General features: G+C 67.5%; 12 protein-coding genes, 1 pseudogene and 1 riboswitch. Of the genes and pseudogenes, 6 read left to right on the top strand and 7 right to left on the bottom strand.

Annotation, left to right across the window (positions count from 1 at the left end):
* The 3 genes and pseudogenes from VFW69_RS06430 to napA all read right to left on the bottom strand — a co-directional run.
* Positions 1–112 (bottom strand): annotated as a pseudogene (locus VFW69_RS06430) (superoxide dismutase[Cu-Zn]); the annotation flags it as partial.
* 21 nt (positions 113–133) lie between these two features.
* Positions 134–610 (bottom strand): LytR C-terminal domain-containing protein, encoded by a 477-nt coding sequence (locus VFW69_RS06425; protein ID WP_526499306.1) that lies wholly within the window; start codon positions 608–610, stop codon positions 134–136.
* A gap of 19 nt (positions 611–629) precedes the next feature.
* Positions 630–938 carry a nucleoid-associated protein NapA gene (gene napA, locus VFW69_RS06420; RefSeq protein WP_526499304.1) on the bottom strand — a complete coding sequence of 103 codons (309 nt, stop codon included), beginning with the start codon at positions 936–938 and terminating at the stop codon, positions 630–632.
* 202 nt (positions 939–1,140) lie between these two features.
* Here napA and VFW69_RS06415 point away from each other — a divergent pair, with 202 nt between their 5' ends.
* The 4 genes from VFW69_RS06415 (at position 1,141) to VFW69_RS06400 (ending at position 4,168) form a co-directional block, all read left to right on the top strand.
* A complete protein-coding gene (locus VFW69_RS06415; RefSeq protein WP_526499302.1) occupies positions 1,141–1,734 on the top strand; it encodes a peptide deformylase in 594 nt (197 codons plus the stop codon).
* A complete protein-coding gene (locus VFW69_RS06410) occupies positions 1,734–2,645 on the top strand; it encodes an N-acetylglutamate synthase, CG3035 family (protein WP_526499300.1) in 912 nt (303 codons plus the stop codon). The genes VFW69_RS06415 and VFW69_RS06410 overlap by 1 nt, the downstream gene beginning before the upstream one ends.
* 125 nt (positions 2,646–2,770) lie before the next feature.
* Positions 2,771–3,589, top strand: a complete 819-nt coding sequence (locus tag VFW69_RS06405) for an exodeoxyribonuclease III (RefSeq protein ID WP_526499312.1) — start codon at positions 2,771–2,773, stop codon at positions 3,587–3,589.
* A gap of 117 nt (positions 3,590–3,706) precedes the next feature.
* Positions 3,707–4,168, top strand: coding sequence for a hypothetical protein (locus VFW69_RS06400; protein WP_526499298.1), 462 nt, complete (start codon positions 3,707–3,709; stop codon positions 4,166–4,168).
* Between the two features lie 16 nt (positions 4,169–4,184).
* On the opposite strand, the gene VFW69_RS06395 is transcribed toward VFW69_RS06400, so the two are convergent.
* Positions 4,185–4,451, bottom strand: coding sequence for an Rv1535 domain-containing protein (locus VFW69_RS06395; RefSeq protein ID WP_526499310.1), 267 nt, complete (start codon positions 4,449–4,451; stop codon positions 4,185–4,187).
* A 72-nt stretch (positions 4,452–4,523) separates the two neighbouring features.
* Between VFW69_RS06395 and VFW69_RS06390 the strand changes: the two genes are divergently transcribed.
* Complete coding sequence (locus VFW69_RS06390; RefSeq protein ID WP_526499308.1) at positions 4,524–4,799, top strand: hypothetical protein; 276 nt, start codon at positions 4,524–4,526, stop codon at positions 4,797–4,799.
* On the opposite strand, the gene VFW69_RS06385 is transcribed toward VFW69_RS06390, so the two are convergent.
* The 3 genes from VFW69_RS06385 to VFW69_RS06375 form a co-directional block, all read right to left on the bottom strand.
* Complete coding sequence (locus VFW69_RS06385; protein WP_526499296.1) at positions 4,796–8,674, bottom strand: SpoIIE family protein phosphatase; 3,879 nt, start codon at positions 8,672–8,674, stop codon at positions 4,796–4,798. The two genes, VFW69_RS06390 and VFW69_RS06385, sit on opposite strands and share 4 nt — an antisense overlap.
* Positions 8,671–9,024 (bottom strand): STAS domain-containing protein, encoded by a 354-nt coding sequence (locus VFW69_RS06380; RefSeq protein ID WP_526499294.1) that lies wholly within the window; start codon positions 9,022–9,024, stop codon positions 8,671–8,673. Before VFW69_RS06380 ends, VFW69_RS06385 begins: the two co-directional genes overlap by 4 nt.
* Before the next feature lie 137 nt (positions 9,025–9,161).
* On the bottom strand, positions 9,162–9,821 hold the full coding sequence (locus VFW69_RS06375; protein ID WP_526499292.1) for an ANTAR domain-containing protein: 660 nt from the start codon (positions 9,819–9,821) through the stop codon (positions 9,162–9,164).
* 154 nt (positions 9,822–9,975) lie between these two features.
* A riboswitch (TPP riboswitch) is annotated at positions 9,976–10,086 on the top strand.
* Between VFW69_RS06375 and thiC the strand changes: the two genes are divergently transcribed.
* On the top strand, positions 10,078–11,240 hold a 1,163-nt coding region (thiC, locus tag VFW69_RS06370; protein WP_526499290.1), incomplete at its 3' end, for a phosphomethylpyrimidine synthase. (Overlaps the previous riboswitch by 9 nt.)

Raw genomic sequence — 11,240 nt, 5'->3', positions numbered from 1 at the left:
CGGTCCAACTCGCGGGGGTGGTGCCCGGAACCGACGACGCGTGCTCGGGCGACGAACAGGCGCCCAGCAGCACGACACAACCGGCCAGAACCAACGGGGGCAGCTTAGGCATAGCCAGCAGCCTATCGCCTACCTAGCCCGCGACGAGGACGATGACACCCGGCGGCTCGGCGCTGAGCGCGGGGATTCGCGGTTCGACGGGTGCGCCCAGGTTCTTGCCCACCGCATCGGCCGTGGCGTGCTCGTCACCGGCGTCGGTGTAGTAGACCGTGGTGGCGGAGACGTCGGGCACAGCCATGTTGTCGACCTTGGTGACTTTGAATCCGGCGGACGTCAGCTGGTCCTTGGTGCGCGCGCCGACACCCTCTTTCGAGGAGATGTTGTAGATCTGCACCTCGGCCTGGTTGCTCGCCGGCTTGTTGGTGGCCGACGTCGACGCCGAGCTGGTGGCGCTCGCGCTGGACACCGCCGACGCCGAATCGTCGTCGGAACTCCCGGAAGAACCCAGAGCCTGCCAACCGAGCAGCAGGAAAATGACGCCGAGGAACAACAGCACCATCACCATTGCCCGCAGGGGCAGCCCGGTGGAGTCGGGAACTCGTTCTTTCATCGAGCCCTACTGTAACGAGTCAGGTCACCTCGAAGCCGAGCCGCCGCGCCGCACGTGCCTTCTGTCTGCTGGCGCGCAGCCGGCGCAGCCGTTTCACCAGCATCGGGTCGGCGGCCAGGGCCTCGGGCCGGTCGACGAGCGTGTTGAGCACTTGGTAGTAACGCGTCGCCGACATCGAGAACAACTCCTTGATGGCGTCTTCCTTCACACCGGCGAACTTCCACCACTGGCGCTCGAAGGCCAGGATGTCGTGCTCGCGGCGGGAGAGCCCATCTGCGATCTCAGAGTCGTCCCCCGATCGATTTGCCCGCGCCATGGCGCTGTCCATATCGCTTCCCCTGGACCCTTCCGGCGAATTCCGAACTGCTCGAATGACTTGACTTAGCTAAGCGCGTGTTTCGGCGAATATTGAAACACGCGCCAAACCCTCAAGCCGTCATCCAGACCCGCGAGTCGGCCGATTCACCAAGATTGCCCAGACTGCAGATCGCAGGCTGGCAGCCCGCGGGCGTGCGGTAGCTTAGCCGACCATGGCAGTCGTTCCGATCCGCATCGTGGGAGATCCCGTCCTGCACACCCCGACACAGCCGGTGCCGGTCGCTGCCGACGGTACGCTGCCGGCGGATCTGGCCGAGCTGATCGCCAACCTGTACGACACCATGGACGCCGCGCACGGGGTCGGGCTGGCGGCCAACCAGATCGGGGTCGGCGTGCGAGTCTTCGTCTACGACTGCGCCGACGACCGGGGACACACCGAGCGCCGCCGCGGTGTTGTCGTCAACCCCGTCCTGGAGACCTCCGAGATACCCGAGACCATGCCCGACCCGGACAACGACGACGAGGGCTGCCTGTCGGTGCCCGGCGAATCCTTTCCCACCGGCCGCGCCAAGTGGGCCCGTGTCACCGGACTCGATGCCGACGGCAAGCCGGTCTCCATCGAAGGCGACGACCTGTTCGCGCGGATGCTGCAGCACGAGACCGGGCACCTGGATGGCTTCCTCTATCTGGACCGCCTCGTCGGCCGGCATGCGCGCAGCGCGAAACGCGCTGTCAAATCCAACAACTGGGGCGTTCCGGGCCTCTCCTGGATGCCCGGCGAGGGACCGGACCCGTTCGGTCACTGATGGTCTCGTGGCCCGACCCGGGAACCCGGGTGACGGTTCGCTACCGGCGCCCCGCCGGTTCGGTGCCGCCGTTGACCGATGCGGTGGGCCACCTGCTGGCGGTCGACCCGATGGTGCGGGTGCAGACGAAGACCGGCGCGGTCGTCGAGTTCGCGCCCTCGGATGCCGTCGCGCTGCGGGTGCTCACCGACACTCCGATCCGCACCTCGCAGATCCGCGCGCTCGAGCATGCCGCCGCCGCGGCGTGGCCGAGCGCCGAGCACACTTGGCTCGACGGCTGGCTGCTGCGAGCCGGCCACGGTGTCGGAATCGCCGCGAATTCCGCCGTGCCACTGGATCTTTCCGCTCAAGTGCGCGCGCTCCCGGCCATCGTCGACTGGTATGAGCGCCGCGGCCTGACGCCACGGCTGGCCGTACCCGATCGGCTGCTGACGCTGCCGCCCGGGTTGACCGGCGAACGCACGGAACAGGTTGTGGTGCGCGATCTTTCCGATGTGGCCGCCCGCGACGCCAACCCGTCCGTCAGACTGTCACCGCGGCCCGATGACACGTGGCTGCGGATGTCCGGCGGCGAGATTCCGGTCGAGGTGCTCACCGCCGTCATCGACGGCGAGCTCGCGTTCGGGATGCAGAGCGACCGCGCGGTCGCTCGCGCCGCCGTGACCGACGCACCCGATGGCGCGCGTTGGGTGGGCATCTCGGCCATACGCTCCGCGACGGGCGCCGACGAGCGGTCGTCGGTGGACGTGTGCGAGGCGTTGTTGGCCTGGGGCGCCGACCGCGGCGCGACGCGCGGCTACATGCGGATACCCGACACCGGCGCGACGACGCTTGCCGCGGCGCTGGGATTCCGGCTGCACCACCGCCGTCGCTACGTTCCGGTGCGCCCGGGCGCCTGGACTAGCGTTTAGCCATGCCCGACGGGACGATTGATGGCGGCGACCCGCCGCGTCCGGCTTCGCCGCGCTTGCGATCGCCGCTGCCGATTGATGGCGGCGACCCGCCGCGCCCGGCTTCGCCGCGCTTGCGATCGCCGCTGCGGATGGCCACCTGGAACGTCAACTCGATTCGTTCCCGGCTGCCCCGCGTCATCGACTGGCTGGCCCGCGCCGACGTCGACGTGCTGGCCATGCAGGAAACCAAATGCTCCGATGGCCAGTTCCCCACTTTGCCGTTCTTCGAACTCGGCTACGAGGTCGCCCACGTCGGTTTCAATCAGTGGAACGGCGTGGCGATCGCGTCACGCGTCGGCCTCGACGATGTGCAGATCGGATTCGACGGCCAGCCCACCTGGAGCAGCAAGCCAGAAGTCGCCGCCACCGCGGAAGCCCGTGCTTTGGCCGCCACTTGCGATGGCGTCCGGATGTGGAGTCTCTACGTTCCCAACGGCCGTTCGCTGAGCGACCCGCATTACACGTACAAACTTGAATGGCTTGCCGCACTCCGCGATTCGGCGTCGGGATGGTTGCGCGACGACCCCACCGCGGCGATCGCGCTGGCCGGCGACTGGAATATCGCCCCGCAAGACGACGACGTCTGGAGTATGGAGTTCTTCACCGGCGCCACGCATGTGTCCGCGCCGGAACGCCGCGCGTTCGAAGCCATCGTCGAGGCGCAATTCACCGACGTGGTGCGCCCTTTCACGCCTGGCCCCGGGGTCTACACGTACTGGGACTACACCCAGCTGCGGTTCCCGAAGCGACAAGGCATGCGCATCGATTTCATTCTGGGCTCACCGGCTTTGGCCGGCCGCGTGATCGACGCGCAGATCGTCCGCGAAGAACGTAAAGGCAAGGCGGCCAGTGATCACGCGCCGGTGCTCATCGATGTGAGGCATGCCGAGCCGCATCCATAACGATGGGCCAGACCCCACCTCACATCAAGCTCAGGCAATTCTCATGCGGTTTCTCGTTGTCTGCGCGATGACATGGTGGCAGGCTTTGGAAATCAGAAGCAACGACAGGGAGTCATCATGAGTGTCATCGGCGGAGCAGTCCGAGGCGTGAGTCAGGCGGTGAACCGCGCGGCGACCGCGACGACCGCGGCCGCCGGTGCCGTGGGTGGCGCGGCGGTCAACGGGGTCATCGGCGGCGTCACCGGAGCCGCGGAGGGCGTCAAGCGCGGCATGAACAGCGGTAGCCACTCGACGCCCGCGGCCGCGCTGGCCATCGGCGCACTGGGCGTCGCGGGATTGGTGGAGTGGCCGCTGCTGCTGGCGGTGGGCGGCAGCGCTCTGCTGTTGCAGAAGTTGAGCCGCAAGCAGGAGGCCGAGCCACGCGCGGTCAAGGCGAACCTCAAGGCGGTGCCGGTGGAGTCGGCGCCACAGAAATCGGCGCCCCCGAAAGCCGCGCCCGCGAAGGCCGCCACCAAGTCGACGGCCAAGAAAGCGGCCGGCCGGCGGGCGGGCACCACGCGGTTGCGCAGCACCAACTAGGCGAACCCGCTGCCGATCAGCCGGTTGCTTGGCGGTACACCGCGTGGGCCAATTCTGGCAACGGCAGGCGCACCACGCGATCTTCGGCGTGGGCGGACGGATCCGGACAGATCGGGCCCCGAACCACCCGGGACGGCGCCGTCGCGCCGCGACGAGGCGCCCGATCGCTGTGCCGAATCTCGACGACCCCGACGCGCCACAACAGCGCATAGAGTTCGAGTAGCGGCACCCTCAGCACCGAAGCAAAAGATGAAACTAGCGGATCGCCCCCGGTGTCGGTCATCGTCGACATACGTCCGACGGTGAACGCGCGACCCAGCGAGATGGCAAACCCTTCGTTACCGAAAGGCAAATGATGGCGGAAAAGAAGTCGCGGCGCGGCACGCCCCAGCGCGAGGCGGTGGACAAGATCCGCGAGGGTGAGACCTTCGCGGTGAACGTGCCGGTGATCGGCCAGGTGGAAATCCCCAGGCCAGAGCAGATGGCCTACTTCGGCGGGCTGGCCGCCCTGGCGGCCCTCGAACTCATCGACTGGCCGGTGGCCCTGGTCATCGCCGCCGGACACTTCCTGGCAAGCAACCACCACAACAAGCTCTTGGAGGAGCTCGGCGAGGCGATGGAGGAGGCCTAGCCGTTCAGCTCGCCGCTGAGCTTCCCGGCGATCGCGTGGTCGAACCGCAGGGTCACCCGGGTGCCGGCCGGGGTGCGGAGCGTTTCGACGTCGTCGGCCAATCCGCTCATCAGCGTGAGCCCACGTCCGCGGCGACGGCTGCGCAAGCTGGCCGACGAATCGCCGATCCACTGGCCGGTGTCGCTGACCGTGATCACGACGGTGTCCTGATGCAGGAACGCCTCGACGGAGACGGTCTGGCGTGGCTCATTGCGGCTGCCGTGTTCGATCGCGTTGGTGACCGCTTCACCGGTTGCCAACAAGATGTCCGTTTCAAGATGCGGCTCGACGACGATGGTCTTCAACCAATCGCGCAGCTGTTTGCGCGCGATTGGAATCTGAGCCGGTGCGGCCGGCACCACCGTCGCGAAGCTGCCCGCGGCATGGTGGCTTGGCCGCAGCGCGAGCACCACGACGTCGTCGCGGTAGCCGGACGGCGGGGCCATCCGGGCGAGCAGCTCCGCACAGACCGATTCCACTGGCAGGCCGGCGCACTGCGCCGCCGCCGCCTGCAGACGGGCGAATCCGTCGTCGAGTGTTTCGCCGGGCCGTTCGATGAGTCCGTCGGTGTAGAGCAGGATCAAGCCGCCCGGTGGCAGCTCCGCCGTCGCGGTGTCGCCGGTCGGGTTGTCGGTCGCGTCGTGGGCGCCTTTTCCCGTCACGGACACCGGGGCACGCCGGCCCGACTCCAGGAAGGCGGCCTGCCCGTCGGGCAACACCAGCAGCGGATACGGGTGGCCGGCGCAGCTGTAGCTGACGGTGGCCCCACCCCCCTGGCTTGCGGTGTCGATCAGCGCATAGGCCACCGTCGCGCAGCGCGCACCGTCGACGCTGGCGCCGTAGCGGTCCAGCGAACCCAGCACCGCGTCCGGCTCACCGGCGGTGAGCGCGGAAGCCGCCACCGCGGCGCGCAACCTGCTCATCACGATTGCCGCGGCCAGGCCGTGTCCCACCACGTCGCCGACCGATACCGCGATCCTGCCCGGGTGGTCCAGCGGGGTGACCGAATACCAGTCACCGCCCACCCGCATGGCCTCCCCCGCCGGCTGGTAGACGGCCGCGACGACCGCTGCGGTGGAGCCGCGATCCAGATCGAGCAGGTGCTCTTGGAAGTCGATGGCGATCTCGTGTTCGCGGGCCATGAGACGCACCCGGTCCAGGGCCGACGACGTCAGTTCGGCCATGCGGCCGAAGGTATCGAGTTCTGCCGTGTCGAATTGCCGCGGTACCGGCCACAACAACGCCAGCACCCCCAGGATGCGACCGGAGTCATCCCACAGCGGATGGGTCACGCAGGCGCGGATGATCGCCGCGCTGTCCTGGACCGCGTGCTCGTAGCGGGGAGGCAGGTCGAACGTGTCGGTGACGATCATCGACTCGCCGGTGCGTGCGACGTCGGCGCCGATCAACGGGGCATCGAGCGCCACGACGTGATAGCGGTCGCGGAACTCCGCGGGCAGATCACCGGCGTATTCAAACCGCAGGTGGTGCTCGCCGTCGATCAGTCCGATCGCGAGGGCACCGGCGTCGCGAGAACCGAAGGAGCCTAGCAGGGCGTCCATGATTCCGGCGAGCGAGCTGGTGACCTCCAGCGCCGAGTCGAGGTGCACCATTTCCAAGGCCAGGCGCGACTGCGCCTCGCGACGCTGCCGGTCACGCACGCGGCCCACCGCGGACAACCTCGAGGCCACCCGGTCGATCAGCTCCTGCGACCGGAACGGCTTGGGCAGGTAGTCGTCGGCGCCACCGGCGTAGCCCTCGTTGACGGCCTCCGCGCCCGCCCGGGCGGACAGCATCAGGATCGGTGTCGTCGCCAAATCCGGGTCCGCGCGAACGGCGGCGACGAATCCGAAGCCGTCGAGCCCGGGCATCATCACGTCGGTGACGATCGCGTCCGGACGCAGGTTTCGGGTCGCGGCCAACGCCGACTCGCCGTCGGCGACCGGAACCGTCTCCCAGTGGGTCGACAACACCCGGGTCAGGTGGGCCCGCATGTCGGCGTTGTCGTCGGCGATCAGCACCAGCTGGCGGGTTGTCTCGGGTGCGGCAGTAACGGGTTCGGCGACCGTCATCATCCACTGGCTGGCCTCGGCGACATACGGATTGGTCTCATCGGGCCCAGTGGGAGACGGGTCGGCGACCGCGCCCGAGACCGATCGCGGCACCCGGATGGTCACGGTTGTACCGCGGTCCAATTCGCTGTCGATCGCCACCGTGCCCCGGTGCAAGTCGACCAGTCCGCGGACCAGAGACAACCCGATCCCGGTGCCTTCGACAGTGCGGCCGCGTACGTTGTCGGCCCGGTAGAAGCGCTCGAACAGCCGGTTCAGATTCTCGCCGCCGATCCCGACTCCGGTGTCGCGCACGGCCATCACACATTCCCCGGCCTCGATTCGGACCTGCACCGAAATCGTGCCCTGCAGCGTGTATTTGACCGCGTTGGAAAGCAGGTTGAGCACGATGGTCTCCCACATGCTCGGATCGACGTCGGCCAGGGCCGGCGCGCAGTCCAGCTCGAGCTCGAGCCCAGCGCGGTGACACAGCTCGGAAAAGGACGACACGATCTGCGCGGTGAACGCACCGACATCGGTGCACAGCAACTTCGCGTTGGCCCGGCCGGCCTCGATGCGGGAGAAGTCGAGCAGCGAGTCGACCAGGCGCTGCAAGCGCCGCGCGTTGCGTCCCGCTGTGGTAAGCCGCTCCGCGAGAACGCTTTCCGGCGCCGCGTCCGACAGCGCGTCGTCCAGCGGTCCGAGCAGCAGGGTCAGCGGGGTGCGGAACTCGTGGCTGACGTTGGTCAAGAACGCGGTCTTCGCCCGGTCCAGTTCGGCCAGCGCGTCGGCTCGGTGCCGTTGCTGCTCGTAGGAGACGATCGAGGCGAATGTCGACGTCAACTGGTCGGCCAGCAGCTGGCAGAAACCGCGGAACTGCGTGTCCAGCGGGCGCCGCGGGCTGGCGCCTACCACCAGCGCCCCCGCTGTCGAGGCTTCCCCCAGTGGCAGAACCAGAGCTTCCTGCGGACAGTCGGCGCCCAGCGCCTCGTCGATCCCGGGGAGCGCGACCGCCATGTCGTCGATGACCTGCACCTCGGCCCGGGATCGCGTGGCCGCATCCCAGTCGGTCAGCTGGGCCAGTTCGCTTGGCACCAGCGCCAGCACCGACGGCGTCGCGCCGCGCAGCGTGACTTTCCCCGTCTCGTCGGAGGCGGCGTACACGGCGATGAACGACAGGTCGGCGGGCTGTGCTGTACACACCTCGATGGCCGCGCTGACCGCGTCGTCGATGGTCCGTGTCTCCACTACCGCGGACGCCACGGAATTGAGCAGTTGCAGGCGTCGTTCACTCAGCACTCGCTCGGTCGTCTCGGTGACGGCGCAGAAGATCCCGGAGATCTCGCCGTCGGTAGCTATCAGCGGGCTGTAACTAAAGGTGAAATAGCGCTCCTGCGGCCGAGCATCGACGATGAACGTCACGAGCAGATCGTCGAACCAGGTCGCTTCGCCGGTGGCGAGGACGCTGAAAAACATCGGGCCCACCTGTTCCCAGATGTCCCACCACACCTTGCGGGCCGGCCCGGCCAGCGAGTCCGGGTGTCTGTCACCGAGGATCGCTTTGGCGGCGTCGTTGTAGATCAGAAACAGTTCCCTCGAATCCAAGAAAAGCATGATGGGGAACCGCGACGTCAACGCCGTCGCCACCGCCGCACGGGACTCGGCCGGCCAGTCTCGCGGTAACCCCAACGGATGAGCGTCCCAGTCGTATTCGGCGAATCGGCGGCCCATCTCGCCCCCCAACGAAACCGCGGCGGCCAGGTCGGCGGGCAGCCCCGAGTTCATTGCGGTTTGTGCTCCAGCGCGTCGGACAGCGTGGGGTGGATGTCGAAGACCCGGTCCAGTTCGGTGACCTGGATCGGTCGAAGCACTTGGTCGTGGTCGGCGACCAGTCGAACCGCGATCCCGGCGGCTTTTGCGTCTTCATGGCAGTCGAGCACCGCGTTCAACGCCGCGCTTCCGAAGAAATCAACAGCCTGCAAATCGATGACCACCGGGCGCACCGGCTGCGTCGAGGCCAGCCCGAGCGCGGTGGTCAGGTGAGCGGCGAGCTCACCGACGGTACTGGAGTCGACATCGCCTTTGACGCAAACAATCACTACGTCTTCGTGGGCCTCGTGTTCGACCGCCAACAACTTTGATGCCTTTCGCCGCAGCCAACGTGGGAATCTGCAGCCGCTAAGCCCGACGACGCGGCGGTGATGCGCGGTCGCGCATCGCAGATAACCAGAGAGTAACCCCTACCCGAACAGCCCGTTTACCGATTCGGTAGTTACCCGGCGGCCTCGGGCGGGATCCTCTCGTGCGCGGTCAGCAGCAAATGATCGAACTGACTCTGCAGGGCGGCCGCCGGCGCCGGCAGGGTGGCCATTTCGGCGAGCAGCTGCTTGGCCAGCGCACGCAATTTCACGTTGGTCTCCTGCGAGCGCCACTGCAGCACCCGAAACGCTTGCTCGGCGCTGACCCGGTAGACGTACATGAGCACGCCCTTGACCTGCTCGATGGCCGCGCGGCTCTCGAACAGGTCGGGCAGCGCAGTGTCGAGCACCTCTTGCCGGGTCTCATCGAACGTGTTGGTGAGGTCGATGTAGTAGCCCTCGGTGCCCAGCACGGCGCCCGACTCGTCCAGCATGCGGTCGGCGACCACGATCGCGTCGTGCACCGTGCCCGCGGTGTCGATGAACCGGTGCCTGCTCGAGAACGACTCTTCGGACTGCAACGCATAGTCGAGCAACTCCTGTACATGCGCGCGGTCGTCGGGATGCTTGTGCGACAACAACAGTTCGGTCGTCGGCACGACTTCCCCCGCTTCATAGCCGTGCATCCTGGCCACCTCGTCGGACCATTCCCAGCGTTGACCCAAGAACCAGAAGCGAAACGCGCCGATATTCAGGTACCCGGGGGCCGGCTCGATCGGCTCGGAGAACCGCACGCCGTCACCATCGGATGACGATTCCCCTGCTCGCCTGCGCTCTTGCACGTTTGCATTTTTCCACTGGGCGTATGTCCTCGGCCACCGGCCCGGGTGAAAAGGCCGTCATCCTGCCGTGCGGTCCGCCGTGGGGGTAACGTCGCGTGCGGACCCATCCACACGACGCGGGAGCGCACGCCGAGTGCGCTGAGAGGACGGCTCGGGGCCGTCGACCGTACGAACCTGACCGGGTAATGCCGGCGTAGGGAGATGAAAAATGACTGATGTCCTTTCCGGAACTGCCTCGGGCACCGCCTCGCACAGCGTTGACCCAGCCGTCACAACCGGCCCCATCGCGGGCAGCAGCAAGGCCTACCGCGAAATCGAGGGCCCGGACGGAGTGCCCCTGCGGGTGCCGCTGCGCCGCGTGCACTTGTCCACCGGCGACGACTTCGACCTGTACGACACCTCGGGTCCCTACACCGATCCGGACGCGACCATCGACCTGACGGCCGGGCTGCCGGCGCGGGCCGGCGTGGTCCGCGATCGCGGTACCCAGCTGCAGCGCGCCCGCGCCGGCGAGATCACCGCCGAGATGGCCTACATCGCCGCTCGTGAGGGCATGCCCGCCGAGCTGGTGCGCGACGAGGTCGCGCGGGGCCGTGCGGTGATCCCCGCCAACCACAACCACCCCGAGATCGAGCCGATGATCATCGGCAAGGCATTTGCAACCAAGGTGAACGCAAACATCGGCAACTCGGCGGTGACGTCCTCGATCGCCGAGGAGGTCGACAAGATGGTGTGGGCCACCCGGTGGGGCGCCGACACCATCATGGACCTGTCCACGGGCAAGAACATCCATGAAACCCGTGAGTGGATCCTGCGGAATTCGCCGGTGCCGGTCGGCACCGTGCCGATCTACCAGGCCCTGGAAAAGACCAAGGGTGACCCGACCGAGCTGACTTGGGAGCTCTACCGCGACACCGTGATCGAGCAGTGCGAGCAGGGCGTGGACTACATGACCGTGCACGCCGGCGTCCTGCTGCGTTACGTGCCGTTGACCGCGAAGCGGGTCACCGGCATCGTCTCCCGCGGCGGCTCGATCATGGCGGCCTGGTGCCTGGCGCATCATCGGGAATCGTTCCTGTACACCAACTTCGACGAGCTTTGCGAGATTTTCGCCCGTTACGACGTCACCTTCTCTCTCGGTGACGGCCTCCGGCCGGGCTCGATCGCCGACGCCAACGACGCGGCGCAGTTCGCCGAGCTGCGCACCCTGGGCGAGCTGACCAAGATCGCGAAATCCCATGGCGTGCAAGTGATGATCGAGGGACCCGGACACGTCCCGATGCACAAGATCGTCGAGAACGTGCGGCTGGAAGAGGAGTGGTGTGAAGAGGCCCCGTTCTACACGCTGGGCCCGCTGGCCACCGACATCGC

This window comes from Mycobacterium sp., assembly GCF_036273375.1.
GTDB lineage: Bacteria > Actinomycetota > Actinomycetes > Mycobacteriales > Mycobacteriaceae > Mycobacterium.
This window is presented reverse-complemented; position numbering and strand designations above follow the sequence as displayed.

Excerpts from the sequence above, each read along its gene's own strand:
- VFW69_RS06425 (WP_526499306.1), bottom strand. The coding sequence starts at position 610 with ATGAAAGAACGAGTTCCCGACTCCACCGGGCTGCCCCTGCGGGCAATG.
- napA (WP_526499304.1), bottom strand. The coding sequence starts at position 938 with ATGGACAGCGCCATGGCGCGGGCAAATCGATCGGGGGACGACTCTGAG.
- VFW69_RS06415 (WP_526499302.1), top strand. The coding sequence starts at position 1,141 with ATGGCAGTCGTTCCGATCCGCATCGTGGGAGATCCCGTCCTGCACACC.
- VFW69_RS06410 (WP_526499300.1), top strand. The coding sequence starts at position 1,734 with ATGGTCTCGTGGCCCGACCCGGGAACCCGGGTGACGGTTCGCTACCGG.
- VFW69_RS06400 (WP_526499298.1), top strand. The coding sequence starts at position 3,707 with ATGAGTGTCATCGGCGGAGCAGTCCGAGGCGTGAGTCAGGCGGTGAAC.
- VFW69_RS06395 (WP_526499310.1), bottom strand. The coding sequence starts at position 4,451 with ATGACCGACACCGGGGGCGATCCGCTAGTTTCATCTTTTGCTTCGGTG.
- VFW69_RS06390 (WP_526499308.1), top strand. The coding sequence starts at position 4,524 with ATGGCGGAAAAGAAGTCGCGGCGCGGCACGCCCCAGCGCGAGGCGGTG.
- VFW69_RS06385 (WP_526499296.1), bottom strand. The coding sequence starts at position 8,674 with ATGAACTCGGGGCTGCCCGCCGACCTGGCCGCCGCGGTTTCGTTGGGG.